The sequence below is a fragment of the Streptomyces sp. NBC_00554 genome, assembly GCF_041431135.1.
Taxonomy (GTDB): domain Bacteria; phylum Actinomycetota; class Actinomycetes; order Streptomycetales; family Streptomycetaceae; genus Streptomyces.
Genome location: NZ_CP107799.1, coordinates 7,422,254 through 7,448,781 on the forward strand (window position 1 = coordinate 7,422,254; position 26,528 = coordinate 7,448,781).

23 protein-coding genes and 1 riboswitch are annotated in these 26,528 nt (G+C 70.5%); of the genes, 18 read left to right on the forward strand and 5 right to left on the reverse strand.

Going from position 1 to position 26,528, the window contains the following annotated elements; translation table 11 throughout:
• The first annotated feature begins 37 nt into the window (after nucleotides 1–37).
• The 6 genes from OG266_RS32675 (at nucleotide 38) to OG266_RS32700 (ending at nucleotide 8,779) form a co-directional block, all read left to right on the forward strand.
• On the forward strand, nucleotides 38–844 hold the full coding sequence (locus OG266_RS32675) for a c-type cytochrome (protein ID WP_266465075.1): 807 nt from the start codon (nucleotides 38–40) through the stop codon (nucleotides 842–844).
• Entirely contained in the window at nucleotides 844–1,911 is a 1,068-nt protein-coding gene (locus tag OG266_RS32680; RefSeq protein WP_371550091.1) for a Rieske 2Fe-2S domain-containing protein, read from the forward strand. Before OG266_RS32675 ends, OG266_RS32680 begins: the two co-directional genes overlap by 1 nt.
• Nucleotides 1,908–3,554 (forward strand): cytochrome bc complex cytochrome b subunit, encoded by a 1,647-nt coding sequence (locus OG266_RS32685; RefSeq protein ID WP_266465081.1) that lies wholly within the window; start codon nucleotides 1,908–1,910, stop codon nucleotides 3,552–3,554. Before OG266_RS32680 ends, OG266_RS32685 begins: the two co-directional genes overlap by 4 nt.
• Nucleotides 3,555–3,708: 154 nt before the next feature.
• Entirely contained in the window at nucleotides 3,709–4,773 is a 1,065-nt protein-coding gene (gene trpD / locus OG266_RS32690; RefSeq protein WP_266465082.1) for an anthranilate phosphoribosyltransferase, read from the forward strand.
• Nucleotides 4,774–4,910: 137 nt separating this feature from the next.
• Nucleotides 4,911–5,027, forward strand: a riboswitch (SAM riboswitch).
• Nucleotides 5,028–5,214: 187 nt separating this feature from the next.
• Complete coding sequence (locus OG266_RS32695; RefSeq protein WP_371550093.1) at nucleotides 5,215–6,576, forward strand: aminotransferase class V-fold PLP-dependent enzyme; 1,362 nt, start codon at nucleotides 5,215–5,217, stop codon at nucleotides 6,574–6,576.
• A 70-nt stretch (nucleotides 6,577–6,646) separates the two neighbouring features.
• The gene (locus OG266_RS32700) at nucleotides 6,647–8,779 is read left to right on the forward strand and encodes a PQQ-binding-like beta-propeller repeat protein (protein WP_371550095.1); all 2,133 of its coding nucleotides are present in this window, start codon (nucleotides 6,647–6,649) and stop codon (nucleotides 8,777–8,779) included.
• A gap of 13 nt (nucleotides 8,780–8,792) precedes the next feature.
• Here the strand turns inward: OG266_RS32700 and OG266_RS32705 are convergent, their stop codons facing one another.
• Nucleotides 8,793–9,074 (reverse strand): Lrp/AsnC family transcriptional regulator, encoded by a 282-nt coding sequence (locus OG266_RS32705; protein WP_266465093.1) that lies wholly within the window; start codon nucleotides 9,072–9,074, stop codon nucleotides 8,793–8,795.
• Nucleotides 9,071–9,802, reverse strand: coding sequence for a rhomboid family intramembrane serine protease (locus tag OG266_RS32710; protein WP_329548109.1), 732 nt, complete (start codon nucleotides 9,800–9,802; stop codon nucleotides 9,071–9,073). The genes OG266_RS32705 and OG266_RS32710 overlap by 4 nt, the downstream gene beginning before the upstream one ends.
• A gap of 154 nt (nucleotides 9,803–9,956) precedes the next feature.
• Here OG266_RS32710 and OG266_RS32715 point away from each other — a divergent pair, with 154 nt between their 5' ends.
• The 5 genes from OG266_RS32715 (at nucleotide 9,957) to OG266_RS32735 (ending at nucleotide 15,421) form a co-directional block, all read left to right on the forward strand.
• Nucleotides 9,957–10,196, forward strand: a complete 240-nt coding sequence (locus OG266_RS32715) for a hypothetical protein (protein WP_266465096.1) — start codon at nucleotides 9,957–9,959, stop codon at nucleotides 10,194–10,196.
• Nucleotides 10,197–10,228: 32 nt separating this feature from the next.
• The gene (locus tag OG266_RS32720; protein WP_371550098.1) at nucleotides 10,229–11,578 is read left to right on the forward strand and encodes an NYN domain-containing protein; all 1,350 of its coding nucleotides are present in this window, start codon (nucleotides 10,229–10,231) and stop codon (nucleotides 11,576–11,578) included.
• Between the two features lie 344 nt (nucleotides 11,579–11,922).
• Nucleotides 11,923–12,954 carry a C40 family peptidase gene (locus tag OG266_RS32725; protein ID WP_266465100.1) on the forward strand — a complete coding sequence of 344 codons (1,032 nt, stop codon included), beginning with the start codon at nucleotides 11,923–11,925 and terminating at the stop codon, nucleotides 12,952–12,954.
• A gap of 216 nt (nucleotides 12,955–13,170) precedes the next feature.
• Nucleotides 13,171–14,193: an NlpC/P60 family protein gene (locus OG266_RS32730; protein WP_371550099.1), complete on the forward strand. Its 1,023-nt coding sequence runs from the start codon at nucleotides 13,171–13,173 to the stop codon at nucleotides 14,191–14,193.
• 31 nt (nucleotides 14,194–14,224) lie between these two features.
• A complete protein-coding gene (locus OG266_RS32735; protein ID WP_371550101.1) occupies nucleotides 14,225–15,421 on the forward strand; it encodes a hypothetical protein in 1,197 nt (398 codons plus the stop codon).
• Between the two features lie 21 nt (nucleotides 15,422–15,442).
• Here the strand turns inward: OG266_RS32735 and OG266_RS32740 are convergent, their stop codons facing one another.
• On the reverse strand, nucleotides 15,443–15,967 hold the full coding sequence (locus tag OG266_RS32740; protein WP_371550103.1) for a PadR family transcriptional regulator: 525 nt from the start codon (nucleotides 15,965–15,967) through the stop codon (nucleotides 15,443–15,445).
• Between the two features lie 115 nt (nucleotides 15,968–16,082).
• Here OG266_RS32740 and OG266_RS32745 point away from each other — a divergent pair, with 115 nt between their 5' ends.
• Nucleotides 16,083–17,393: an MATE family efflux transporter gene (locus OG266_RS32745; RefSeq protein ID WP_371550105.1), complete on the forward strand. Its 1,311-nt coding sequence runs from the start codon at nucleotides 16,083–16,085 to the stop codon at nucleotides 17,391–17,393.
• On the opposite strand, the gene OG266_RS32750 is transcribed toward OG266_RS32745, so the two are convergent.
• Nucleotides 17,354–18,550 (reverse strand): glycosyltransferase 87 family protein, encoded by a 1,197-nt coding sequence (locus OG266_RS32750; protein ID WP_371550106.1) that lies wholly within the window; start codon nucleotides 18,548–18,550, stop codon nucleotides 17,354–17,356. The genes OG266_RS32745 and OG266_RS32750 overlap by 40 nt on opposite strands.
• A 190-nt stretch (nucleotides 18,551–18,740) precedes the next feature.
• On the opposite strand from OG266_RS32750, the gene OG266_RS32755 reads away from it, so the two are divergent.
• Nucleotides 18,741–19,883 carry a glycosyltransferase family 4 protein gene (locus OG266_RS32755; RefSeq protein ID WP_371550107.1) on the forward strand — a complete coding sequence of 381 codons (1,143 nt, stop codon included), beginning with the start codon at nucleotides 18,741–18,743 and terminating at the stop codon, nucleotides 19,881–19,883.
• 198 nt (nucleotides 19,884–20,081) lie between these two features.
• Here the strand turns inward: OG266_RS32755 and OG266_RS32760 are convergent, their stop codons facing one another.
• Nucleotides 20,082–21,878 (reverse strand): long-chain fatty acid--CoA ligase, encoded by a 1,797-nt coding sequence (locus OG266_RS32760; protein ID WP_266465120.1) that lies wholly within the window; start codon nucleotides 21,876–21,878, stop codon nucleotides 20,082–20,084.
• A gap of 339 nt (nucleotides 21,879–22,217) precedes the next feature.
• Between OG266_RS32760 and OG266_RS32765 the strand changes: the two genes are divergently transcribed.
• The 5 genes from OG266_RS32765 to OG266_RS32785 all read left to right on the forward strand — a co-directional run bounded on the left by OG266_RS32765 (nucleotide 22,218) and on the right by OG266_RS32785 (nucleotide 26,506).
• On the forward strand, nucleotides 22,218–22,973 hold the full coding sequence (locus tag OG266_RS32765) for a metallophosphoesterase (protein ID WP_371553042.1): 756 nt from the start codon (nucleotides 22,218–22,220) through the stop codon (nucleotides 22,971–22,973).
• 123 nt (nucleotides 22,974–23,096) lie between these two features.
• Complete coding sequence (locus OG266_RS32770) at nucleotides 23,097–23,543, forward strand: SRPBCC family protein (protein ID WP_371550109.1); 447 nt, start codon at nucleotides 23,097–23,099, stop codon at nucleotides 23,541–23,543.
• Nucleotides 23,544–23,793: 250 nt separating this feature from the next.
• Nucleotides 23,794–24,966, forward strand: coding sequence for an ArsA family ATPase (locus tag OG266_RS32775; protein WP_266465128.1), 1,173 nt, complete (start codon nucleotides 23,794–23,796; stop codon nucleotides 24,964–24,966).
• 58 nt (nucleotides 24,967–25,024) lie between these two features.
• A complete protein-coding gene (locus OG266_RS32780; RefSeq protein WP_266465131.1) occupies nucleotides 25,025–25,498 on the forward strand; it encodes a DUF5304 domain-containing protein in 474 nt (157 codons plus the stop codon).
• Between the two features lie 54 nt (nucleotides 25,499–25,552).
• A complete protein-coding gene (locus OG266_RS32785) occupies nucleotides 25,553–26,506 on the forward strand; it encodes an ROK family glucokinase (RefSeq protein WP_266465135.1) in 954 nt (317 codons plus the stop codon).
• Nucleotides 26,507–26,528: the final 22 nt, after the last annotated feature.

The window sequence follows — 26,528 nt, forward strand, 5'->3', positions numbered from 1 at the left end:
AGCATCGACGCAGAAGATCCTGACACCGGGGTAATCCGTGAAAAAGCTCTCCGCACGACGACGCCATCCGCTGGCGGCGGTCGTCGTCCTACTCCTCGCGCTGGCGGCCACCGGGGGGCTGTACGCCGCGTTCGCACCCGCGAGCCAGGCGCAGGCCGACGAAACCGCCCAGTCCCTTGCCATCGACGAGGGCAAGAAGCTCTACGCCGTGGGCTGCGCAAGCTGCCATGGCACCGGCGGTCAGGGCAGTTCCGACGGTCCGAGCCTGGTGGGCGTCGGCGCAGCCGCCGTCGACTTCCAGGTCGGCACCGGCCGTATGCCGGCCCAGCAGCCGGGCGCGCAGGTCCCGAAGAAGAAGGTCATCTACTCGCAGGCCGAGATCGACCAGCTCGCGGCGTACATCGCCTCGCTGGGCGCCGGTCCCACGGTGCCGACCGAGAACCAGGTCAGCCCCGAGGGCGCGGACATCGCCAAGGGTGGCGAACTCTTCCGCACCAACTGCGCGCAGTGCCACAACTTCACCGGCAAGGGCGGTGCACTGTCCGAGGGCAAGTTCGCGCCCGACCTGGAAGGTGTTTCCCCGAAGCACATCTACGAGGCCATGCAGACCGGCCCGCAGAACATGCCTTCCTTCCCTGAAACGATCATGTCGGAGCAGAACAAGAAGGACATCATCGCGTACCTCGACGCGGTCAACGGTGGCGACACCGTGGACCCGGGCGGTCTCAGCCTGGGTGGCCTGGGGCCGGTCAGCGAGGGCCTGTTCGCCTGGATCTTCGGACTCGGTGCCCTGATCGCTGTCGCCGTCTGGGTCGCCGCTCGGACCGCAAAGGCCAAGAAGTGATGAGTAGCCAAGACATTCCAGAAGAGAACCTGCCCGCCGAGCGGGCCACCGACGACCATGGACACGGTGCCGTGTCGGTCGCGAACGAGAAGGACCCGTTCGCCGACCCGGGGCTGCCGCCCCACGAGCACCGCGTCCAGGACATCGACGAGCAGGCAGCGAGGCGCTCCGAGCGTGTGGTCGCCTTCCTGTTCACGCTGTCGATGGTGGCCACGGTCGGTTTCATCGCCTCGTACGTGGCGATCCCGGCCGACAGGGCCGTCTACATCTTCCCGATCGGGCACGTCAGCGCGCTGAACTTCGCGCTGGGCATGACGCTCGGCGTAGCGCTGTTCTCGATCGGCGCGGGCGCGGTCCACTGGGCCCGCACCCTGATGTCCGACGTGGAGATCGCCGACGAGCGTCACCCGATCGAGGCGTCGCCCGAGGTCAAGGCCAAGGTCATGGCCGACTTCAAGGACGGCGCCAAGGAGTCCGCGCTCGGTCGGCGCAAGCTGATCCGCAACACGATGTTCGGTGCGCTGGCCCTGTTCCCGCTCTCCGGCGTCATGCTGCTGCGCGACCTCGGCCCGCTGCCGGGGACCAGCCTCCGTCACACGATGTGGCGCAAGGGTCTGCAGCTCGTCAACATGAACACGAACGAGCCGCTGCGTCCCTCGGACGTCGTCGTCGGCTCGCTCACCTTCGCCAAGCCCGAGGGCCTGGAGGAGCACGACGAGGAGTTCCAGACCGAGATCGCCAAGGCGGCCCTGATGATCGTCCGGCTCCAGCCGGACAACATCAAGGACAAGCAGGAACTCGAGTGGTCGCACGAGGGCATCGTGGCGTACTCGAAGATCTGCACCCACGTCGGTTGCCCGATCTCCCTGTACGAGCAGCAGACGCACCACGTCCTCTGCCCGTGCCACCAGTCCACCTTCGACCTCTCCGACGGTGCCCGAGTGATCTTCGGCCCGGCCGGTCACGCCCTGCCGCAGCTGCGCATCGGTGTGAACGCTGAGGGTTACCTCGAGGCGCTCGGCGACTTCGAAGAGCCCGTCGGTCCTGCTTTCTGGGAGCGCGGATGAGCACTACGAAAACCCCCGACTCGGGCGAGTCGACCTCGCGGGAGAAGGCACCGGCGGGCGAGCGCGTCGCCGACTGGGCGGATGGCCGGCTGGGGATCTACTCCCTGGCCAAGACCAACATGCGCAAGATCTTCCCCGACCACTGGTCGTTCATGCTGGGTGAGATCTGCCTCTACAGCTTCATCATCATCATCCTCACGGGTGTGTATCTGACGCTGTTCTTCCACCCGTCGATGAACGAGGTGACGTACGACGGCAGCTATGTCCCGCTCCAGGGACAGCTGATGTCGGAGGCGTTCAACTCGACCATGCACATCTCCTTCGATGTGCGCGGTGGTCTGCTGATCCGGCAGATCCACCACTGGGCGGCGCTGATCTTCCTCGCCGGCATGTTCGTGCACATGATGCGCGTGTTCTTCACGGGTGCGTTCCGCAAGCCGCGTGAGGTCAACTGGCTGTTCGGCTTCCTGCTGTTCGTCCTGGGCATGTTCACCGGCTTCACCGGCTACTCGCTCCCGGACGACCTGCTCTCCGGCACCGGTGTGCGCTTCATGGAGGGCGCGGTCCTGTCCGTGCCGATCGTGGGCACGTACCTCTCGTTCTTCCTCTTCGGCGGCGAGTTCCCGGGCGGCGACTTCGTGGCCCGCTTCTACTCGATCCACGTACTGCTGCTGCCGGGCATCATGCTCGGCCTGGTGGTCGGCCACCTGATCCTGGTCTTCTACCACAAGCACACGCAGTTCGCGGGCCCCGGAAAGACGAACAACAACGTCGTCGGCATGCCGCTGCTGCCGGTCTACATGGCCAAGGCCGGAGGCTTCTTCTTCCTGGTCTTCGGTGTCATCGCGGCCGTCTCGGCGATCGCCTCGATCAACCCGATCTGGACCATGGGCCCCTACCGTCCGGACCAGGTGTCCACCGGCGCCCAGCCCGACTGGTACATGGGCTTCTCCGAAGGCCTGATCCGGTTCATGCCGGGCTGGGAGATCAACCTCTGGGGCCACACGCTCGTCCTGGGCGTGTTCATCCCGCTGGTGATCTTCCCGCTGGTCCTGGTCGCGATCGCGGTCTACCCGTTCATCGAGTCCTGGGTCACCGGCGACAAGCGCGAGCACCACATCCTGGACCGCCCGCGCAACGTCCCGACGCGCACGGCCTTCGGTGTCGCGTGGATCACCTGGTACATGGTTCTGCTGATCGGTGGTGGAAACGACCTCTGGGCCACGCACTTCCACCTGTCGATCAACTCGATCACCTGGTTCGTACGGATCGCGTTCTTCGTCGCTCCGGTGCTGGCGTTCGTCATCACCAAGCGGATCTGCCTCGGCCTTCAGCGCCGGGACCGGGACAAGGTGCTGCACGGCCGCGAGTCGGGCATCATCAAGCGCCTGCCGCACGGTGAGTTCATCGAGATCCACGAGCCGCTCAGCCAGGCGGCTCTGCACACGCTCACGGCGCACGAGCAGTACGAGCCGGCCCAGATCGGCCCGTCGGTCGACAAGAACGGTGTCGAGCGCAAGGTGAAGGGCTCGCAGAAGCTGCGCGCCAAGCTCAGCAAGGGCTACTACGGGGAGGACCAGCAGATCCCCAAGCCCACCGTCGAGGAGTACAAGGAGATCACGAGCGGCCACGGCCACCACTGATCTCCTCGACGATCCTCGCTGATCGCCACGGCTGGAGCCCCGTCCATTGCATGGACGGGGCTCTTTGCCGTCTCCCGGGCTGGATAGGGTGGACTCACCCCTACGTACGGGGGTGAGTCCACCCTCGTACCTCTCTGAGAACCCAGGAGCGACCATGAGCGCTGTGAACCCCGCTGGAGGCGACACCGCGGCGGGCCGTTCCTGGCCGGCGTTGCTGAACGGCCTGCTCGACGGCCGTGACCTGAGCGCGGACGACACCGCCTGGGCGATGAACCTGATGATGCGCGGTGAGGCGACCGACGCGCAGATCGCCGGGTTCGCGGTGGCTCTGCGGGCCAAGGGAGAGACCGTCGCGGAGATCACCGGGCTCGTACGGATGATGTACGAGCACGCCAATGTGATCGAGGTGCCGGGGGACACCGTCGACATCGTCGGCACGGGCGGTGACGGGGCGAAGACCGTCAACATCTCCACCATGTCGGCGATCGTCATCGCCGGTACGGGCGCGAAGGTCGTCAAGCACGGCAACCGGGCGGCCTCCTCGGCCTCCGGCGCGTCCGACGTGCTCGAGAAGCTCGGGGTCAACCTGGAGCTGACGACGAAGCGGGTGGCCGAGGTGGCCGAGGAGGCCGGGATCACCTTCTGCTTCGCGGTGAAGTTCCACCCGGCGCTGCGTCATGTGGGCGCCGCGCGCGGGCAGTTGGGAATCCGTACGGTCTTCAACGCACTCGGTCCGCTGACGAACCCGGCACGGGTGAAGGCGCAGGCGGTCGGGGTCGCGGACCCCCGCATGGCGCCGATCGTGGCGGGCGTCTTCGCGGAGCGCGGCAACTCCTCGCTGGTCTTCCGCGGCGACGACGGGCTCGACGAGCTGACCATCACGTCCACGTCCCGGGTGTGGGTCGTACGGGACGGAAAGGTCACCGAGGAGACCTTCGACCCGAGGGACGTCGGCATCGACCTGGTCCCGATCGAGGCGCTGCGTGGCGCGGACTCCACATACAACGCGGACGTGGCGCGCCGGCTGCTCGACGGTGAGACGGGCCCGGTGCGGGACGCCGTACTGCTGAACTCGGCGGCGGCGCTGGTGGCCCTGTCGCCGGGCGCCGGACCGCTCGCGGACCAGATCCGCGCCGGGATGGCGAAGGCGGCGGAGGCCATCGACTCGGGGGCGGCGAAGCGGACGCTGGAGCGGTGGGTGGCGGCCACCAACGCGTAGGCGGCGGCCGGGACGGGTCCAGCGGGTCCGTCGTGGCGTTTCGAGTGGGGCCGGGGCAGGACGCCCGGCCCCTTTCGCGTTCCGGGATCCGGACACGGGTTGCGGTGCCCCGATTGGGTCGCGTAGGTTTTTCGGCAGGTCATGAGTGACAGTCATGAGGCCCCGGCCGACTGTCCAGCAACCCTCCGTCCGTGGCGGGGTGCTCCGGGTGAAGACCAGGCCGTAGGCAGCGAGGTCTACGGCAAGCGCGGACCCCTCGCCCTCGATTGAGGGATGGAGCCCAGGGGTCCTGGTCATTCGAGGGAGCCTTCTGTGAGCAAGCGAATGCGATAGGGCGCAGAGCCCCTCTCCGCATACCCCTTTCACCTTTTCCCGCGCTGAGCCGTACGTCCCCGTACCCGCTCGCGCGGTGATTCCCCCTGCCTCTCACAGGAGCTCGCCATGTCTGTCTCCACCGCTGCCGCCGACCAGACCATTTGTGCCCAGCTGCCCGTTCTGGGCCGGGATGTCACCGTCCCGCTCGTCACCGGTGGCGAGGTCACGTACGCCGCTCTCGACTACGCCGCCAGCGCCCCGGCCCTCCAGCGCGTGTGGGACGACGTGGCCGCGTACGCCCCGTACTACGGCAGCGTGCACCGCGGGGCGGGGTACCTGTCCCAGCTCTCCACCGACCTCTTCGAGAACTCCCGCACCACCGTCGCCGAGTTCCTGGACTGCCGTGCGGACGACCAGGTCGTCTTCACCCGGTCGACCACTGACTCGCTCAACCTGCTCGCCGGGGCTCTTCCGGCCGACTGCCAGGTCTTCGTCTTCGAGACCGAGCACCACGCCTCGCTGCTGCCCTGGCGGGACGCGCGGGTGACCTACCTGAACGCCCCGCGTACGCCTCAGGAGGCCGTCGCGACCCTGGAGGGCGCCCTCGCCGGCCGTGACCCCCACGGTCCGGCCCTGGTCTGCGTCACGGGCGCCTCGAACGTCACCGGTGAACTGTGGCCGGTGCGTGAACTGGCCGCCGCCGCCCACGCGCACGGCGCGCGCATCGTCCTCGACGCCGCGCAGCTCGCCCCGCACCACCCGGTGTCGGTGCGCGACCTCGACGTCGACTGGGTCGCCTTCTCCGGGCACAAGCTGTACGCCCCCTTCGGCTCCGGTGTCCTCGCGGGCCGCTCCGACTGGCTGCGCGAGGCCGAGCCGTACCTCGCGGGCGGCGGCGCCAGCCGCAAGGTGTCCCGGCGTACGGACGGCGGCGTGGACGTGGAGTGGCACGAGAGCGCCGCCCGGCACGAGGCGGGCTCGCCGAACGTGATCGGCGTGTACTCGATCGCGTCCGCCTGCAAGGCGCTCACCGAGGCCGGTTTCGACACGCTCGTCGCCCGTGAGCAGCAGCTCATCGAGACCGTCCGCGCGGGTCTCGCCGAAGTGCCCGAGGTGCGGGTCCTCTCGCTCTTCGGCGACGACGCCCCGCGCGTCGGCGTCATCTCCTTCGTCGTCGAGGGCTGGAACAGCTCGCACTTCGCGGCCGCGCTGTCCGCCGAGTACGGCATCGGGGTGCGCGACGGCCTGTTCTGCGCCCACCCGCTGGTGCGCACCCTCCTCGGCAGCGACCCTCAGACCCAGGGCGAGTGCGGCGCCCCCGAGGCCGCGCCCGGCGAGAAGTCCCTCAACGCCATCCGCGTCAGCTTCGGCGCGGGCACCCCGGACGAGCACGTCGAGCGTTTCGTCCGCGCGGTCAAGGAGCTCGTCCGCGATGGCGCCAAGTGGAACTACCGTACGGAGGACGGGCGTTGCGTCCCGGCCGTGTAATCGCCTGACAGGAGCACGGCGTATACGCTCCCCCTCGGCGGCCGTACGGCAAACAGGGGAGTTGCGGGGAGTGCAGGCGCTGCGGGAGACGGATCCACGGCGGATCGGTCCGTACGAGGTGCTCGGGAGGCTTGGCTCGGGCGGCATGGGCGAGGTCTATCTCGCCGAGTCGCGGGCCGGGCTCCGGCTGGCCGTGAAAGTGGTGCGGGCCGAGCACGCGGAGGACCGCACCTTCCGCGCCCGGTTCCGCCAGGAGGTACGGGCCGCGCAGACCGTCGGCGGGACCGGGACGTACACCGCACGGGTGGTCGACGCCGACCCCGAGGGTGAACGGCCTTGGATGGCAACGGAGTTCGTCGACGGGCCGAACCTGCGCGACGCGGTCCTCGACGGCGGGCCGCTGCCCGAGGACGCGGTACTCACCTTCGCGGCCGCACTGGGCGAGGCCCTCGCCGCGATCCACGCCAAGGGCATGGTGCACCGCGACCTCAAGCCGTCCAACATCCTCCTTGCACCGGACGGTCCGCGGGTCATCGACTTCGGGATCGTACGGGCGCTTGAGGCGACGGCGATGACCCGCACCGGCACCATGGTCGGCTCGGTCGGATACGTCTCGCCCGAACAGATCCGCAACGGCTCCGAGGTGGGACCGCCGAGTGACGTCTTCGCGCTGGGCGCCGTACTGGCGTACGCGTCGAGCGGCCGCGAGCCCTTCGGGGAGGGTCAGGACTCGGTGATCCTGCTGCGCATCATGACGCGGGACTTCGATCTCTCGGGGGTCCCGGCGCGCTTGCTTCCGCTGGTCGAGGCCTGTCTGCGGGAGGAGCCCGGGGAGCGGCCCACCCCGGAGGAAGTGGTCACGGCCGCCGGGCACACGGCGGCCTCCCTGCGGGCAGGGCTGCGGCCGGGGTGGCTCGCCCCCGCACCGGCGACGGCCGCGGGGGACGAACGGTGGCTTCCGGAGCGCGAGTCGGGCGAGGGAGAGAGCCGCGTCGAGTACGTCGCTCCGGTGACGGTCACGGGAGCTTCGGCGCCGACTGTCGCATCGGCACCCGAACGGCCTTCGCGGAGGCGGCTGTTGACGGCTTTCGGGGGTGGGGCGGTGGTCGCGGCCACCGGGGGAGCCGGCTGGTGGCTGTGGCTGCGCAGGCCCGGGCAGGAGAGCGGAACGCAAGGACCGGAGTCCCCCGAGACCGCGTCCGCGGCGGGCGTGCAGAATCCCGCCGCCCTCGCCTGGCAGTACGACGCCGCGGGGCTCGGCGGCATGTACGGACCCTGCGTCGCCGTGTCGCCGGACGGCGAGGTCGTCTACTTCGGGGACGCGAACGGGAAGCTGCAGGCGCTGTCCCGTGCGGGCGGGCGGCGCTGGGCGCTCAAGCTCGGCGAGGAGGTGTCGACGCCCGTCGTCACCCCGGACGGGATCTTCTGCGTCGTCTGGGACCAGGAGCGGGTGCGGCGCCGGCTGTGCGCGGTGGACGCGACGGGGAAGCTCATGTGGACCAGCACCCTCGGCGAGAACGGCTACGCCCCGCCCGTTCTCGCGGGTGCGGATGTGGTGGTGGCCACCGGCGACACCGACGTGGGAGGCCTGCGCTGCTACGCCGCCGACGGTGCCGTGCTGTGGAGCGCCACCACGCCCGCCGGTCCGACCGGCATCCCTCTGGTGGCGGGCGAAGTGATCTACACAGGAACCTTCGGCGACCGCCTGGTGGCCCTGAACGCCACCGACGGCACCCGGATCTGGTCGGTCGCCGCGGGCACCGACATCGGCCGGCCCGCGCTGGTCGGCGAGGTCCTCCTGGCCGAGTCCGGCGGCGAGACGAACCGGCACGCCTTCAGCCTGGACGGCAAGAAGCTGTGGGAGCGGTCGACGGACGGCAACGGGCTGCTGGTCACCGGGAACAAGTCGCTTGCGATCACCACCGGGCAGGGCACCGTCGACGCGATCAGGGCGGCCGACGGCTCCACCGCGTGGACGTACGAGATCGGCGGCGACTGGCTGCCGGGACCGGCGGTGGCCGCAGACCGAATCTATGTGCGAAGCGGGCTCGTCCTGTGCGCCCTGGGCCTGGACGGCAAGCCGCTGTGGAGCGAGGCGCTCGGCAAGTCGACCGGGGAGGACCAGCACAGCCCGGTACTGAGCGACAGGCGCCTCTACGTTCCCTCCGGGGGCGGAATCGCCGCCGTGGACGTCAGCGCCTGACCGGGACCGGCTCTCAGCCGTCCAGGCCGATCGCGAACGCCGCCTCCAGGTCGTGCTGGGAGTACGTACGGAACGCGACGTGGGTGTCCGTGCCCTCGACGCCCGGGATCTTGCTGATCTTGCCGGGGATGACGTCCGCCAGGTCGTCGTGGGCCTTCACGCGGACCATGGCGATCAGGTCGTACGTACCGGTGACCGAGAAGACCTCGCTGACGCTGTCGAGGGCGGCGATCGATTCCGCGATCTCGGGGATCCGGTCCACGCTGGTCTTGATGAGCACGATCGCGGTGATCACGGCTGGTTTTCTCCCTCGGGGGCCGCGGCTGGGGTCTTCACTCTAGCCGTACGGCCGAAGCGCACCCACGCGTAGACGAAGCCCAGCGAGAAGCCCACCAGGTGGGCCAGATAGGCGACCCCGGGACCGGCGGAGACGCGGCCCGCCGCCAGCCATTGCAGGGTCACCCAGAAGGGCAGCACCACCCAGGCCGGGAAGCGCAGCGGCAGGAAGAAGAGGAACGGGAAGAGACTGGTCACCCGGGCCTTGGGGAACAGGTACAGGAACGCGCCGAGCACCGCGGAGATCGCCCCGGAGGCGCCGACCAGGGTCTGCTGGGACTCGGCGTTGGCGGCCGCGTAGCCCAGCAGGGCGAGATAACCGCAGCCCAGATAGAAGAGGGCGAACTCGACGTGCCCCATGCGTTCCTCGGTCATCGCCCCGAAGACGTAGAAGAAGAGCATGTTGCCGAGGAGGTGGAGCCAGCCGCCGTGGATGAACAGGGCCGTGGCCGGAGTGAGCGCCGCACGCGCGTCCCCGGTGAACAGTTCGGAGGGCACCACCCCCCAGCGGCGGAAGTAGGCCCGCTGGGCGGCCAGCAGCTCGTCCCCGGTGCCGTACACCGGATTGAGTCCCGAGGCCGGGCCGATCACGAAGATCAGGCAGCACAGGACGATCAGCCCGTACGTCACCGGCGCCGACCGACCCCGCACCGTCCTGCCGACCGTCGTACTCCAGTTGCCGATCATGGTGCAGAGCATGGCGTAACCGGACGGATGAGCACAGACCGCCTCGCCGCAGTGGACGGCCGAGCGTCGAGTACCCGCCAGGCCTTAGGGTTACGAGCCATACGCACCAGGGAGACTGGCGCGGTACGGATACCAGAAGGAAAGCGACACCTACATGACGGTTCCCCTCCCGACTGCCGAGACCCGGTGGCGCTGCACGCTCTGCGGCAACCTCACGCGGTTCGACGTGACCCGTTCGTCGAAGGTCGTCGAATATGTGCACCTCGACCTCGCCGGGGAGCCCAAGGTCGAGGAGCGCGAGGTGGTCAGTGAGACCATCGAGTCGGTGCGCTGTCGCTGGTGCAACGCGTTGGATCAGGTGGAACTCGTGGACAGGCCGGGTGCCGGCTCCTGAGGGAGCGGGCCCCACTGATATTGGGGTGACGGATGGTGGAGACCACAGGCGGGGAGCCGGACGACGGCGCCGCCGAGGTGCTCGACCGTCCGCTGCCCGACGGCGTGCGCCGACGGGTCGTGCAGATCGTCTCCGACGGCTTCGGCGGGCTGACCATCGGTGAACTGCCCACGCAGTTGCGGCAGTTCGCGCGGTTCGCGCCGAATCGGCGGGCCAAGTTCGCCGGTAACGCGATGGCCTCCGCGCTGGAGACCGACCCGCTCTTCAGGCAGCGTATCGCCGAGAAGCTGAGAGAGGCGCAGCCGGAGCTGACCGGCGCCCTCGACTCCGGCGCGCCGCCCCCGGCCGCGGATCCGCTGGACGTGGCGGCCGCGGCCTATGTGCTGCGACCCACGGGCTGGGTGAAGCTGGTGGCCGCCGCGGGCGAGGAGGCCCTGCGGGCGGACGCCGAGCGCGCCGACGAGGAGAGCCGGGCGGAGCTGGAGCGGCTGCGCCAGGAGCTCGCGGAGGCCCGCGGCCATACGAAGGCGGAGACCGAACGGCTGCGTACGGAGCTGGAGTCGGCGAAGAAGGAAGCCGAATCGCTTCACCGCAAGCTGCGCGGCGCCCTCAGTGACGTCAAGCGCGGCGAGGCGGCCGTGCGCAAGCTCCAGGCCGAGACGGACACCGCGCGGGCCGAGGTGCAGGCTCAGCTGTCCGCCGCCGAGAGCGAGACCCGGCGGCTCAAGGCGCGGCTCGGGGAGGCCGAGGCGGCCCTGGAGGCGACGCGGAGAGCGGCGCGCGAGGGGCGCAGCGTCGAGGACATGCGCGTACGACTGCTGCTCGACACGGTGCTCGAGGCCACCCAGGGGCTGCGGCGGGAGCTCGCGCTGCCGCCCGTCTCCGTGCGGCCCGCCGAGACCGTCGACGCGGTCGAACCGGGACGGATGACGCCGAAGGACATCGCCGCCCGCGCGCTGTCCGAAAACGATCCCGCGATCCTCGACCAGTTGCTCGCGCTGCCGCAGGCGCATCTGGTGGTCGACGGCTACAACGTCACCAAGACCGGCTATCCGCAGATGCCGTTGGAGAAGCAGCGGCTCAGGCTGCTCGGGCAGCTCTCGCAGCTCGCCGCGCAGACCGGCGCCGAGGTGACGTGTGTCTTCGACGGGGCCGAGCTGGCCGCGCCCGTGCTGCTCGCGCCGCCGCGCGGGGTGAGGGTGCTGTTCTCCAAGGCCGGTGTCACGGCGGACGAGTTGATCCGCCAGCTGGTGCGCGCCGAGCCGCCGGGGCGGCCGGTCATCGTCGTCTCCACCGACCGTGAGGTGGCCGACGGGATCGCCAAGGCGGGTGCGCGCCCGGTGGCCTCGGTGGTGCTCCTCAAGCGCTTCTCGCACGGTTAGCCCGAAGCGCTTCTCGCACGGTTGGCCCGCGCGTTCGGCCGGATGCCGCGTACGCCCCAAAGGCAACCTACGCACCATGCGTAACGTCTGGGCTTGATGCCCGGATTGGCGAGACCTTCACGCAACGTACTGTCAAATGTGCATTACTGCATGTGAGTTGTGTGCAAAGAATGCGCTCGGTGAACGAGATTTTTCCCATCAGGATTTGAACTGATCACAAGAAGGTCACTAGGGTCAGGCCTCGAACCTCTGCTCGGGTGATCACTCATTGGGAGTGACGGTGGAGGGGGCCCCGCCCGTCGGAGCAATCGGCAGGCGGCTGGAGGAAGAAGGAGCTCGCCTTCGTGGCGTCCCACCGTCGTCCCAAGCAGCCGAGCCGCACCCGTGTGACCGTGCTCACCACCGCCGCGGCAGCCGCCGTGGTCCTCAGCGCGAATGCCGCGAACGCCGCGCCGAGCGAGAAGCCGAGCGTCGACGAGGTCAAGACCAAGGTCGACAAGCTTCAGGAGGAGGCCGAGCAGGCCTCCGAGAAGCTCAACGGCGCCACGGAGAAGCAGGACAAGCTCCAGAAGCAGATCGACACGCTCCAGGACAACGTGGCCCGCGGCCAGGAGGAGCTCAACGACCTGCGCGACGGCCTCGGTTCGATGGCCACCGCCCAGTACCGCACCGGCGCCATCGACCCCTCCGTGCAGCTGTTCCTCTCCGCGGACCCGGACGACTACCTCGACAAGGCGTCCACGATGGACCAGCTGAGCAATCAGCAGGTCGAGACGTTGAAGAAGGTCCAGGAGAAGCAGCGTTCGCTCGCCCAGCAGCGCGAGGAAGCCTCCGAGAAGCTCAAGGACCTCGCCAGCACCCGGACCGAGCTGGCCAAGAACAAGAAGGAAGTCCAGGCCAAGCTCGCCGAGGCGAACCGGCTCCTCAACACCCTGACGGCCGCGGAGCAGGCAGCCCTCGACGCGAAAGAGGCGCAGGCCAGCAGCGCCGCTCAGGCCGCCGCCGGCGGGTCGACCGCTCCCGCCTCGGGCCGCGCCTCCTCCGCGTACGCCGCCGCGCAGTCCAAGCTCGGCTCGCCGTACGTCTACGGCGCCTCGGGACCCTCTTCGTTCGACTGCTCGGGTCTGACCTCCTGGGCCTACGCCCAGGCCGGTGTCTCCATACCGCGCACCTCGCAGGCGCAGGCCAGTGCCGGCACCCGGATCTACTCGCAGAGCGATCTCCAGGTCGGCGACCTGGTCATCTTCTACAGCGACCAGCACCACGTCGGTTTCTACGCGGGCAACGGCCAGGTGCTGCACGCCCCGCGCTCCGGCACGGTCGTTCGCTACGAGTCGATCGGCAACATGCCCTTCCAGTTCGGCGTCCGGATCTGACGCACCCGCTCCCAGGAGCCTGTCGCCACGCCGCCCAAACGGGCGAATCGCGGTGACTCGAGCTGACCCCACACCCCGTCGGTGACCTGCGTCTCCGGCGGGGTGTCACGTTGTGTGCCCGCCGGGGTCTTTGGCCGGTGCGTAGTGGCACGGCTACTGTCTGCCGCGTTTCCCCCAACTCCGGGGGAGCGTCAGCGGAAGGGAGTGCGGCCACTCGTGGGGTCCCATCGCCGCCTTGCACCGTCCGGCTCCGACCGGGGCTTCGGCGCCGCCGGTTTCGCCGTCTGCGTGATGTCCGCCGCCGCCGCGGCCCTCGGCGCCGTACCGGCCGCCGGAGCGCCCCAGGACGACACCCGGGCCGAGGTGGACCGCCTGTACGAGCAGGCCGAGAAGGCCACCGAGGAGTACAACCAGGCCGACGAGCGCGCCGACTCGCTGCGCGAGCAGGTGAGTGACGCCCAGGACGAGATCGCCCGGCAGCAGGAACGCATCAACACCATGCGGGACGCGCTCGGTTCGCTCGCCGGGGCCCAGTACCGCTCGGGCGGCATCGACCCCTCCCTCGCGCTGCTGTTCTCCGACGACCCCGACGACTACCTCGACAAGGCCGCCGTGCTCGACCGGATCAACGCCCACCAGGCCGGCGAACTCAAGGACCTCCAGTCCGCCATGCGCGACCTTGCCCAGCGGCGCGAGGAGGCCACCGGCAAGCTCGCCGAGCTGGAGAAGAGCCGCAAGGCCGTCGCCCAGCACAAACGCACCGTCGAGCAGAAGCTGACCCGGGCGCGGCAGCTGCTCAACGCGCTGCCGGACTCCCTGCGCGCCGCCTATGACCGGGCCTCCCGCTCCGGGCGCTCCGACATGCCCGACTTCGGGGGCGCGGTCCCCGCCTCGGGGCGTGCGGCCGCCGCCGTCGCCGCGGCCCGCTCCGCGCTCGGCCGTCCGTACGTGTGGGGCTCCAACGGGCCCGGCGGCTTCGACTGTTCGGGCCTCATGCAGTGGTCGTACGGGCAGGCCGGGGTCGGTCTGCCACGCACCTCGCAGGCCCAGCGGAACGCCGGACGGCAGGTGCCGCTCGCCCAGGCACAGCCCGGCGACCTGGTCGCCTACCGCGACGACGCCAGCCACATCGCGATGTACATGGGCAACGGGCAGGTGATCCACGCGCCCTACCCGGGCGCGCCCGTCCGCTACGACCCGGTGGGCATGATGCCGGTCTCGTCGGTCACCAGGGTCTGACCCCGCGCGAACTCGCCGTACGATCGGGAACGTGGCTGGTCGAAGGCGCGCGTCGCGAGCGGGGCTCTCCCTGGTGCTGTTGCTCGCCGTGCTGGTGGGCTGCGGCGGCCGCACCGCCTCGGACAGCGCGCAGGCCGAGGTGCAGCGGGTACTGGACCGGCGGGCGGCGGCCGTCCTCGACCGGGACGAACCGGCGTACCGGGCCACCGGTCAATCGGCCGCGTCCGTCGCCGAGTTCGGGAATCTCCGCGAGGTCCCGCTGGCGGCCTGGTCGTACCGCGTGACCGGCTTCCACCGCTCCGGCGACCGGGCCACCGCCGACGCCGAGCTGAGCTACCGCGTCGAGGGCTACGACAAGGCGCCCGTGACGGCCGCCCGCGACCTGAGCCTGACCCGTAGCGGCGGGAAGTGGTACGTCGTCTCGGACGAGCCCGCCAAGGACGCCAGCGAGCAGTTGTGGGAGCAGGGGGCGGTGACGGTCCTGCGGGGTGAGCACAGCCTCGTGATGGGCGTCGGGCAGTCGGACGAGCGGCTGCGCGCCTACGCGGGCATCGCGGACCGTGCCGTGCCCGCCGTGTCCCAGGCGTGGGGCACCGACTGGTCGGCCCATGTCGTCGTGCTCGTACCGAGGTCGCTGGAGGGCATGGCGGGGCTGCTGGGCGCCGCGGCGTCCGGGTACCAGGGCATCGCGGCGGTCACCACCGGCGAGGCGGGCGCCTCGGCGAAGGCACCCGCGGACCGGATCATCGTCAACCCCGACGCGTACGGCGTCCTCGGCGACTTCGGCAAACAGGTCGTCCTCACCCACGAGACCACGCATGTCGCGACCCGCACCCACACCACCGCCGCCACCCCGCTGTGGCTCTCCGAGGGCTACGCGGACTGGGTCGGCTACCTCGGCAGCGGGCGCACCGCCGTACAGGTCGCGCCGGAGCTGGAGCGTGCCGTCGTGGACGGGCATGTCCCGGCCGCGCTGCCGGTCGACGCGGACTTCGGGTTCACCGGGGACGCGGGGAAGCTGGCGCAGGCGTACGAGGGCGGCTGGATGGCCTGCCGGCTGATCGCGGACCGCTGGGGCGAGGTCCGCCTCAACGACTTCTACCGGGCCGTGGGTGAGCACGAGAAGCGGTCGGGGGCGGTCGAGGACGCGCTGCGGGATGTGCTGGGTACGACGCCGCAGGAGTTCACGGAACTGTGGCGGGACTATCTGCAGGCGCAGCTGGGCTGAGCCTCGGCAGGCTCGGCCGGTTCAGCTCTCCAGCTGTGTGATGGCCTCCGCCAGCCACTTCCGCTCCGCCTCGCCCGTCGCCCGCGCCACCCGGAGCATGCCTTGCCGGAAGAGGTCGTCGGTCTCCTCCGCCCGTACGGGGCTGCCGTCCCGGTAGAAGAAGCTCGCGGGCGTCTCCAGGAACTCCTGGCGGCGGCGCAGCACCGCAGCCTGCTCGCGGGGGTCGGGGAGGTGGCGCAGGAACGCCAGCAGCGTGTTGAAGCGGACCTGGTCGGTGATCTCCGTCTGCTTGGGGTGGCGCAGCCGCTCCAGGAGGTCCTCGCGCCCCTTGTCGGTGAGCGACAGGATGCGGCGGGGGGCCGCGCTGCTGCCCGGCTCCGCGTGCTGGTCCAGCTTGCCCGCGGTGATCAGGCGGGTGATCGCCGGGTAGAGCGCGCCGTCACTGACCGGGCGGACATGGCCGCTCAGCGCCTTGATCCGCTCCTTCAACTCGTAGCCGTGCAGGGGCTCTTCGGACAGGAAGCCCAGGATCGACAGCTCCAGCATGCGGCGACTCCTCGTGGACGATGCGGCCGATGTTGACGATTGCGCGTCTCGCACGAACATGCTACCTCTTATCGAGCTACCTCTAAACGAGGTAGCTCACATCGAGGGAGTCCATGTGAACGCCCATCGCAAGCAGCTCATAGCGCTCGCCCACCCCGTCTACCTCTCCCTGCTCGCCTCCGTCGCCGCCGGGATCATCAACACCGTCTGGGTCTCCCGGCTCGGCGGCGCCGCGGTGGCCGCCGTCGCCGTCGCGACCAACGCCGAGAACGTGCTGCTCGGCGTCGCCCTGGTCTTCGCCTCCGGTACGACCGTCCTGGTCGCGCACGCCAGAGGGGCCCGGGACCCGGGTGCGGTCCGGGCGGCCGTCCGCGGGGGATGGGCGCTGTTCGCGGTGGTGACGCCGGTGGTCGCCGTGGGCGGATACCTGCTGCGGGAGCCGCTGGCCCGGCTCGTCCTCGGCGGCGACGGACGCGCCCTGTCCCTCGCCGTCGGGTACTTCGCGATCTCCCTGCCGGGCATCGCCGTCTTCTTCGCCCAGAACCTCGTCGACGGCATCCTGAAGGGCACCGGCGACACCCGCACCCCGATGCGCCTGGCCCTCCTCGCCAACGGCCTCATCCTCGGACTCGACCCGCTGCTCATCCACGCGTACGGCGTCCAGGGCGCCGCCGTCTCGACGGTGCTGTGCCGCTGCCTGGCCCTGGCGGTCGGGCTGCGTGCCCTGCGCCGCAACGCGCTGCTGCGGGAGTCGGCGGCCTTCCCGCCCTCGGAGGCCACCGGAGCCGCACTCCGGCGCACCCTGACGACCGGGCTGCCGATGTCCGCCGACTTCACCGTGCGGCAGGGCGGGGCGCTGGTCCTGGTCGCGATCGTGGCCCGGCTCGGGGTGACGGCGGTGGCCGCGTACTCCATCGCGTACAAGGTCATGTACGTCGCGACCATGGCGTTCTACTCGGTCCGGCAGGCCGCCTCGATCCACACGGCACACCTGCGGGGCGCGGGCCACGACGAGCGGGATGCCGTCGGACGGCAGGCCGTACTCGTCTCGGGGGCGGCCGGGCTGCTCGCTGCGGCGCTGCTCGGCGTTCTCGCCCCCTGGATCATGGCGGCCTTCGGCGCCGGTCCCGAGGTCGCGCACGAGGGGGTGCTCTTCCTGCGCTGCGTCGGGCCCTACCTGCTGCTGATGGCCTGCTTCATCGCACTCGGCGGGGTCTTCGAGGGGAGCGGGGGAGCGCCGCTGCTGCTACGGGTGACGCTGCTCGGGACGGTGTTCCAACTCCCGCTCGCCTACGCCTTGTCGGGGCTCGGGCTGCCCGGGATCTGTCTCGCCCTGGCGCTGTCCATGACCGTGCAGTGCGCCGTACTCCGGGTGTGGGCCGGGCGTCAGGAGGACGCCGAGGTCTCCCTGGTACGGGCCGCCTGAGCGGGGAGCGCCAGGGAGGGCTCGGAGACCGTGTCGCGCCAGAGCAGCACGGCGGCGGACACGGTGGCGATCACCAGGAGGCCGTTGCGGACGAAGAGGAGGGTGACGCCGAGACCGTCGCTGACCACGACGTGCGAGAACCAGACCGGGAACTCCAGGACCGTCACGAACGACGCGATCAGCACCAGGCCGACCGGCAGGCCCATCCGACTGCCGCGGAAGCACAGGCAGACGGCCGCGAGTCCGACCAGCCACACCATGTACTGCGGGCTGATCACCCGGCTCGTGGTCGTGAACATCAGCACCGCCACGAACGCGGCGTCGGCCAGCGTGTGCGCCAGGAACCGCTTCGCGCACAGCCGCCACAGCAGCAGCCAGCCGAAGGAGACCGCGGTGAGCACCAGCGCCACCGTGCTCACCAGGGCGACGCCCTCGCCGAGGAACTCCACGGAACCGTAGTTGAGCAGCACCTGCCCGTCCCAGCCGTACTGCCGGGCCACATGGAAGACGAGGGAGCCGAGCGACTCCACCTCGGTGCCGCGGTCGCGCTGGAAGGTCAGGAAGGCGAAGGCGCCCGGCATCGACACCGAGAACAGCACCGCGATCCCCGCCGCGGAGACCGCCGCCGCGGCCCACGCACGACGCTTCACGGCGCCGACGAGCAGCAGCACCGGCCACACCTTCAGCATCGCCCCGAAGCCCACGAGCGCCCCCATCACCCGCGGATGGCGCGCCCCGGCGAGCAACGCCGCCACCACGACGGCCGTCACCATCACGTCGTACCGCGCGTACACGGTCGGCCCGAGCAGCGGTACGCCGATCACCCACACCCAGGCGCCGCGCAGCGACTTGCCGGAGCGCAGGCCCGCGTACTGGAGCAGCCCGAACACCACGAGGTCGGCGAGGAAGGCCAGCACGAAGAAGGCCGACGCGTAGTCGAGGAAGGGCAGCAGCCCGGGGGAGAGGATCGGCAGGGCGGCGGCCGGCGGGTACTGCCAGGTGACGTCGTCCAGCGGGAAGGTGCCGGTGCGCAGGACCTCGTACCAGCCCTGGTAGATCACCGAGACGTCGCTCGTGACGTCCGGGCCCGGGAAGACGAGGACCTTGAAGACGAAGAGCAGCAGTACCAGCCTGGTCAGACCCCAGGTTCCCAGCATCGCGTACGGGAACCTCGCCCCCCTTGCGCCCGTCATTCGCACCTGGCCCTTGTTCGTCCGGATCTCGCGCGTCCCGCGAGTGCTCCGAGGATGTGGTCTGGCGGGGTCATGATGGCGCGCGGTGCTGTGCGGAAGCCATCAAGCGCGGCCGTGCGGACCTGTGAGTATAGGTTCGCTAGTGTCGAACACGATGCACAAGACCCTGATCGTGACGAACGACTTCCCGCCCAGGCCGGGCGGCATCCAGGCCTTCCTGCACAACATGGCGCTGCGTCTGGACCCCGAGCGGATCGTCGTCTACGCCTCCACCTGGAAGCGCGGCCGCGAGGGCGCCGAGGCCACGGCCGCCTTCGACGCCGAGCAGCCCTTCACCGTCGTACGCGACCGCACGACGATGCTGTTGCCCACGCCCGCGGCCACCCGGCGCGCCGTCGGACTGCTGCGGGAACACGGCTGTACGTCGGTGTGGTTCGGGGCGGCGGCCCCGCTCGGCCTGATGGCGCCCGCGTTGCGCCGGGCGGGCGCGCGACGCCTTGTGGCCACCACCCACGGGCACGAGGCCGGGTGGGCCCAACTGCCCGCGGCGCGTGGGCTGTTGCGCCGGATCGGCGAGTCCACGGACACCATCACCTACCTCGGGGAGTACACGCGCTCCCGGATCGCCACCGCGCTCACCCCGGACGCCGCCTCGCGCATGGTCCAGCTGCCGCCCGGCGTCGACGAGAAGACCTTCCACCCCGGCTCGGGCGGCGACGAGATCCGCGCCCGGCTCGGGCTCACCGACCGCCCGGTCGTCGTCTGCGTCTCGCGGCTCGTCCCGCGCAAGGGGCAGGACACCCTCGTCCTCGCGATGCCGCGGATCCTGGCCAAGGAGCCGGAGGCGGTGCTGCTGATCGTCGGCGGCGGACCGTACGAGAAGCAGCTGCGGGGGCTCGCACACGAGACGGGGGTCGCCGGCTCGGTCCGCTTCACCGGCGCGGTGCCCTGGTCGGAGCTGCCCGCGCACTACGGCGCGGGCGACGTCTTCGCGATGCCCTGCCGTACGCGGCGCGGCGGGCTCGACGTGGAGGGGCTCGGCATCGTCTACCTGGAGGCGTCCGCGACCGGACTGCCGGTTGTCGCCGGCGACTCCGGCGGTGCGCCGGACGCGGTGCTTGACGGTGAGACGGGGTGGGTCGTCCGGGGCGGTTCGCCTGAGGAGGCCGCCGACCGGATCGTCGCCCTGCTCGGCGACTCCGAGCTGCGCCGCCGGATGGGGGAGCGGGGGCGTGAGTGGGTCGAGGAGAGGTGGCGCTGGGATCTGCTGGCGGGGCGGTTGAGGGAGTTGCTGTAGTGCCTAACGGGGTGCCGCTTGCTGACCTACGGCGACTGCGGGTGGTTGTGGGCTGGCCGCGCAGTTCCCCGCGCCCCTACAGGGCGCCTCCACAGGAGCGCCCCTTTAGGGGCGCGGGGAACTGCGCGAGCAACCAGCCACGGTCGGTAAGCCGCGAGAACACCCCCGCCCCTACGGCGGGATTTCGTCGCTGGGGCGTCAGCCCCGATAAATCGCCTCGATCTCGTCGGCGTAATCCTTGGCAACCACGTTGCGCTTGAGCTTCAGGGACGGAGTCAGATGCCCCGACTCCTCGCTGAACTGCTGAGCGAGGATCCGGAACTTCCGTACCGACTCCGCCTTGGACACCGCCGCGTTGCCGTCGTCGATGGCGTCCTGGATCGCGGCCAGCAGATCCGCGTCCTCGCGGAGTGACACCGCGGTCGAGTCGGCAGGCTTCCCGTGCTCGGTGGCCCAGCGGCCCAGGAACTCCTCGTCGATGGTGACCAGCGCGCCGACGAACGGGCGCCCGTCGCCGACCACCATGCACTCGGCGACCAGCGCGTGCGCGCGGATGCGGTCCTCGATCACGGCCGGGGCGACGTTCTTGCCGCCCGCAGTGACGATGATCTCCTTCTTGCGGCCGGTGATCCGGAGATAGCCGTCCTCGTCGAGGGTGCCGATGTCACCGGTGTGGAACCAGCCGTCGGCGAGGGCCTCGGCGGTCGCGGCCTCGTTGTTCCAGTACCCCTTGAACAGGTGCTCGCCGTGCAGCAGCACCTCGCCGTCGTCCGCGATCCGCACGACGGAGCCGGGCAGCGGCTGGCCGACCGTACCGATCTTCTGGCGGTCCCACGGGTTGAAGGCGGTCGCCGCACAGGACTCGGTCAGGCCGTAGCCCTCCAGGACCGTGAAGCCGATGCCGCGGAAGAAGTGCCCGAGGCGCTCGCCGAGCGGGGCGCCACCGGAGATCGCGTACTCGCCCTTGCCGCCGAGTACGGCCCGCAGCTTGCTGTAGACGAGCTTGTCGAAGGTCTTGTACTTGATCTTCAGACCGAGGGACGGGCCCGAGGGGGTGTCCAGCGCGCGGCTGTACGCGATCGCCGTGTCCGCCGCCTTGTCGAAGATCTTGCCCTTGCCGTCGGCCTGCGCCTTGGCGCGCGCCGAGTTGTAGACCTTCTCGAAGACGCGCGGCACACCGAGGATCAGCGTCGGCCGGAACGAGGCCAGTTCGTCGGTGAGGTTCTTGATGTCCGGGACCATGCCCAGCTTGATCGGCGCCATCATCGGCGCGACCTGCACGAGCCGCCCGAAGACGTGCGCGAGCGGCAGGAAGAGGAGCACCGAGCACTCGCCCGTACGGAACAGGGGGCGCAGCCGCTCCACGATGTTGCCGCACTCGGCGAAGAAGCTGCGGTGTGTGAGGACGCAGCCCTTGGGGCGGCCGGTCGTCCCGCTCGTGTAGACGATGGTCGCCGCGTCGTCGGCCTTGGCGAGCGAGCTGCGCTCCTCGACCGTCTCGTCGGTGACGTCCTTGCCGGCGCGGCCCAGCTCCTCGACGCCGCCGCCCTCGATCTGCCACACCTGCTTCAGCGCGGGCAGCCGGTCACGGACCGACTCCACGGCGGCCGCGTGCGCGTCCAGCTCGACGACACAGGCGGTCGCGCCCGAGTCGCTGAGGATCCACTGCACCTGCTCCGCCGAGCTGGTCTCGTACACCGGCACGGTGACCGCGCCCGCGCTCCAGATCGCGAAGTCGAGCAGCGTCCACTCGTAGCGGGTACGGGACATCAGGCCGACCCGGTCGCCGGGCAGCACGCCCGACGCGATCAGACCCTTGGCCGCGGCCCGTACCTCGGCAAGGAAGACGGTGGCCGTGACATCCGTCCACGCGCCGCCGACCTTGCGGGCGATGACAGCAACGTCGGGATGCTGCGCGGCGTTTCTGCGGACGATGTCGGTCAGATTTCCGTCCGCAGGGACCTCGTACAAAGCCGGAAGGCTGAACTCGCGCAAGACTGCTGCTCCTCATAGGGCGCCGACGCCACGACTCTGTGTGCTGCGACGGTGCGGTCCAAGGCTCGGGCAGGCACTCAGAGAGATCATTGTTGAAATCCTGAGTACGACTGGACTGCCCGGACGTTACCCGTCGGTATGGCTTCTTCGACAGGGGGGTCCGACGAGATGTTCGCTGCGTCACACAGGTTGGTGTTCCTTCGCGCACAGTAGTCCACGGCTTTCTTCACTGGCCAGTAACCGCAGGTCCGGCCCTCTTCTATTCACGTATGCCGCACAGGCCTACGCTTGATCGTCATGGCACCCACACCAGGCGGTAACCGCAGGACGCGCATTCATGTGGTCAGTGACGTGCACGGCAACGCGCGTGACCTGGCCAGAGCCGGCGACGGCGCGGACGCGCTGATCTGCCTCGGTGACCTCGTACTCTTCCTCGATTACGCCGACCACTCGCGCGGCATCTTCCCCCACCTCTTCGGCGTGGAGAACGCGGACCGCATCGTCGAGCTGCGCACCGCCCGCCGCTTCGAGGAGGCGCGGGAGTTCGGGGCTCGGCTGTGGTCCGGCATCGGGTCGGACCGGGCCGCCGCCATCGAGAAGGCGGTGCGCAAGCAGTACGCCGAGATGTTCGGCGCGTTCCCGACGCCGACGTACGCGACCTACGGCAATGTCGACATGCCGATGTTGTGGCCCGAGTACGCCGGACCCGGCACCAAGGTCCTCGACGGCGAGCGGGTGGAGATCGGCGGCCGGGTCTTCGGCTTCGTCGGCGGGGGACTCATGACCCCCATGCGCACGCCGTACGAGATCAGCGACGAGGAGTACGCGGCGAAGATCGAGGCGGTCGGCGAGGTCGACGTGCTGTGCACGCACATCCCGCCGGAGGTGCCGGAACTGGTCTACGACACCGTGGCCCGCCGCTTCGAACGCGGCAGCCGGGCCCTCCTGGACGCGATCCGCCGGACCCGGCCCCGCTACTCGCTCTTCGGCCACGTCCACCAGCCGCTGGCGCGGAGGATGCGGATCGGGGCGACCGAGTGCGTGAACGTGGGTCACTTCGCGGGCTCCGGGCGGCCGTGGGCCCTGGAGTGGTGAGCCCGCCGCCCTCCCGTACCCGGTGCGGGTGACGGCACCCGGTCCGGTGCGCGGTAGCCTTCACGCTGCACACACGTGCGCACCACCCTCCCTCACCGGACCGTATCTGGAGGAGCCACGGCGATGGCTGAACACACCAGTTCGAGCATCACGATCGAGGCGGCACCGGCTGTTGTCATGGCGGTCATCGCCGACTTCGCCCGCTACCCGGACTGGACCGGCGAGGTGAAGGAGGCGGAGGTACTCGCCACGGACGGCCAGGGCCGCGCCGAGCAGGTGCGACTCGTCATGGACGCCGGCGCCATCAAGGACGACCAGACCCTCGGCTACACCTGGACCGGCGACCACGAGGTCTCCTGGACCCTGGTCAAGTCCCAGATGCTCCGCTCCCTCGACGGCTCGTACATCCTCAAGCCCGCAGGCACCGGCGCCACCGAGGTCACCTACCTCCTGACGGTCGACGTAAAGATCCCCATGCTCGGCATGATCAAGCGCAAGGCAGAAAAGGTCATCATCGACCGCGCGCTGGCAGGCCTGAAGAAGCGGGTGGAGTCGGGGGAGGCGGGCTGATTTCAGCCCGTCCGTGGGGGCTGCGCTCTTCAGTCCCGGCCGGGGGAGATCTTTCAGCCCGTCCGGCGTTTGAGGACGAGCCCTTCGGGCGAAACGGGGGTCTGGGGGCGGAGCCCCCAGGTACGGGACGGGTAGGGGCGGAGGGGGCGAAAAAAAGCCTCCACGCCAGCCCGGGCGCCGGGTGCCATACAAACGGGGTGCACCCAAGCCCCGCCAAGGCGCCCCGCCAGCCCAGGTACCGTTCACCCTCATGCGCACCCTCCTGATCACAGGCCCCGGCGGCACAGGCCGTACCACCGTCGCCGCCGCCACCGCGCTGAAAGCCGCCCGCGAGGGCACCCGCACCCTGGTCCTGAGCGCCGACCGCACGGACACCCTGGGCGCCGCCCTCGGCGTACGGACAGGCCCCGCCCCGGTGGAGGCGGGCACCAACCTCACCGCCTGGCGCCCCGACGCCGCAGAGCGCTTCCGCGCCGACCTCACCGCCTTCCAGGCCCGCGCCGGCACCGCCCTGGACCTGCTCGGCGCCGCCCGCCTGGACGCCGAGGAAGTCACCCCCCTCCCCGGCGCCGAGGAGCTGGCCCTGCTCCGCGCCCTGCGCGACGCGGCGACCTCGGACACGTACGACCTCCTGGTCGTCGACCTCCCCCCGACCCCCCAGGCCCTCGCCCTCCTCGCCCTCCCCGAGGAACTCCGCCGCTACCTGCGCCGCCTGCTCCCCGCAGAGCGCCAGGCGGCCCGCGCCCTGCGCCCCGTCCTCGGCCGGCTCGCGGGCGTCCCGATGCCCGCGGAGTGGCTGTACGAGACGGCGGCCCGCTGGGACCTCGAACTGGCCGCCGTGGAAGCGGTCGTCGAGGACCGGGCCACGACCGTACGGCTGGTCGCGGAGCCGGGACCCGCGGGCACCGATGCCGTACGCAGCGCCGGCACCGGCCTCGCCCTGCGCGGCCTCTCCGTCGACGCCCTGGTGGCGAACCGCGTGCTGCCGGGTGCCACGAACGACACCTGGCTCGCCGCCCTCGCCGCCCAGCAGCGCAAGGCACTCGACGAGTGGCAGGAGACGTACGACGTCCACGAGGTCCCGCACCGCGGGCACGACCCGCGCGGCACCGACGACCTCGGGGCGCTCCCCGTACCCGGTGTCGTCAACGAAACGCCGTCCCCCGTCGAGTGGCCCCTCACCGACCACCTCGCCGACGAAGGCGTCCTCGTCTGGCACATCCCGCTCCCCGGCGCCATACGCGACGAGCTGGACCTCATCCGGCGCGGCGACGAACTCGTCGTCACCGCCGGGCAGTTCCGCCGGATCGTGCCGCTGCCCTCCGCCCTGCGCCGCTGCACCGTCGACGGCGCCGCCCTGCGCGAGGGCGAGCTGAGGATCCGATTCGCGCCGGACCCCGATCTGTGGCCACGGACACGGTGAACCGCGTACCTCCGTTCGGGTACCGTCGGAGGGACGAAACGTAGTCAGGAGAACCGCCATGAGCGAAGAGCGCCCGCCGTCCGACGCCGCTCAGGAAGCGACTGACGAAGTCCGTGCGTCCGCCGTCGATGCCGACGCCTGGGCGACCGCGGCCGCCGAGGATCTCGCGGCGGAGAAGGCCCGCCGCCGCGCCCAGTACGGCACACCGCCGGGCTCGGCGGCCGAGGAACTGCGCAAGCTCGTCGACGCCGTCGCCGACAAACTGACCGGAATGCAGTCTCCGCTGCTCGGAGCGGTCGCGGGCGGTGCCGCCCAGCAGGTGGTCAACCAGGTCGTCCAGCAGGCCAAGGCAGCCGTCGAACCCGTCATAGAGCGCAACCCCGACGTCTTCGACCACCTGGCGGCCGCGGGCTCCGAGCTGCTCGCCGCCTACCGCTCGGCCGTCGAGGCACAGGAACGGCGCTGGACGTCCAGGGACACGGATCCTCGCGACGAGGGCACCGGTCCAGGGGAACACATCGACTTGGACTAATGGCAGCTCGGGTACGGTTGGCCGTAGCGGGGCTCGACCGAAACTGAGGGATTCATGGGACTCACCATCGGCGTCGATATCGGCGGCACGAAGATCGCGGCCGGTGTGGTCGACGAGGAAGGCAATATCCTCTCGACCCACAAGGTGCCGACCCCCACCACACCGCAGGCCATCGTGGACGCCATCGCCTCCGCCGTGGACGGTGCCCGCGCCGGGCACGAGATCGTGGGCGTGGGCATCGGCGCCGCCGGCTACGTGAACCGGCAGCGCTCGACGGTCTACTTCGCGCCGAACATCGACTGGCGGCAGGAACCGCTCAAAGCCGAGGTCGAGGCGCGGGTGGGGCTGCCGGTAGTCGTCGAGAACGACGCCAACGCGGCCGCGTGGGGCGAGTACAAGTTCGGCGCCGGCAAGGGCCACCGGAACGTCATCTGCATCACGCTGGGCACGGGCCTCGGCGGCGGCATCATCATCGGCAACAAGCTGCGCCGCGGGCACTTCGGGGTGGCCGCCGAGTTCGGGCACATCCGGATGGTGCCGGACGGGCTGCTGTGCGGGTGCGGGTCGCAGGGGTGCTGGGAGCAGTACGCCTCCGGGCGCGCGCTCGTCCGGTACGCGAAGCAGCGGGCCAACGCGACCCCCGAGAACGCGGAGATCCTGCTCGCGCTGGGTGACGGCAGCCCCGACGGCATCGAGGGCAAGCACATCTCGGTCGCCGCGCGCCAGGGGGACCCGGTCGCGGTGGACTCCTACCGTGAGCTGGCCCGCTGGGCCGGTGCCGGTCTCGCCGACCTGGCCTCGCTCTTCGACCCGTCCGCCTTCATCGTCGGCGGTGGTCTGTCGGACGAGGGCGAGCTGGTACTCGACCCCATTCGTAAGTCGTACAAGCGTTGGCTGGTGGGGGGCAACTGGCGGCCCGTCGCCGATGTCATCGCGGCGCAGCTGGGGAACAAGGCGGGGCTTGTGGGGGCCGCCGACCTGGCCCGGGAGCCGGACCCGATCATGTGACGTTCGCTGTGTGATGTGCGCC

Excerpts from the sequence above, each read along its gene's own strand:
- OG266_RS32680 (WP_371550091.1), top strand. The coding sequence starts at position 844 with ATGAGTAGCCAAGACATTCCAGAAGAGAACCTGCCCGCCGAGCGGGCC.
- trpD (WP_266465082.1), top strand. The coding sequence starts at position 3,709 with ATGAGCGCTGTGAACCCCGCTGGAGGCGACACCGCGGCGGGCCGTTCC.
- OG266_RS32715 (WP_266465096.1), top strand. The coding sequence starts at position 9,957 with ATGACGGTTCCCCTCCCGACTGCCGAGACCCGGTGGCGCTGCACGCTC.
- OG266_RS32775 (WP_266465128.1), top strand. The coding sequence starts at position 23,794 with ATGCGCACCCTCCTGATCACAGGCCCCGGCGGCACAGGCCGTACCACC.
- OG266_RS32780 (WP_266465131.1), top strand. The coding sequence starts at position 25,025 with ATGAGCGAAGAGCGCCCGCCGTCCGACGCCGCTCAGGAAGCGACTGAC.
- OG266_RS32770 (WP_371550109.1), top strand. The coding sequence starts at position 23,097 with ATGGCTGAACACACCAGTTCGAGCATCACGATCGAGGCGGCACCGGCT.
- OG266_RS32740 (WP_371550103.1), bottom strand. The coding sequence starts at position 15,967 with ATGCTGGAGCTGTCGATCCTGGGCTTCCTGTCCGAAGAGCCCCTGCAC.
- OG266_RS32685 (WP_266465081.1), top strand. The coding sequence starts at position 1,908 with ATGAGCACTACGAAAACCCCCGACTCGGGCGAGTCGACCTCGCGGGAG.
- OG266_RS32785 (WP_266465135.1), top strand. The coding sequence starts at position 25,553 with ATGGGACTCACCATCGGCGTCGATATCGGCGGCACGAAGATCGCGGCC.
- OG266_RS32720 (WP_371550098.1), top strand. The coding sequence starts at position 10,229 with ATGGTGGAGACCACAGGCGGGGAGCCGGACGACGGCGCCGCCGAGGTG.
- OG266_RS32750 (WP_371550106.1), bottom strand. The coding sequence starts at position 18,550 with ATGCTGGGAACCTGGGGTCTGACCAGGCTGGTACTGCTGCTCTTCGTC.
- OG266_RS32710 (WP_329548109.1), bottom strand. The coding sequence starts at position 9,802 with ATGATCGGCAACTGGAGTACGACGGTCGGCAGGACGGTGCGGGGTCGG.
- OG266_RS32695 (WP_371550093.1), top strand. The coding sequence starts at position 5,215 with ATGTCTGTCTCCACCGCTGCCGCCGACCAGACCATTTGTGCCCAGCTG.
- OG266_RS32755 (WP_371550107.1), top strand. The coding sequence starts at position 18,741 with ATGCACAAGACCCTGATCGTGACGAACGACTTCCCGCCCAGGCCGGGC.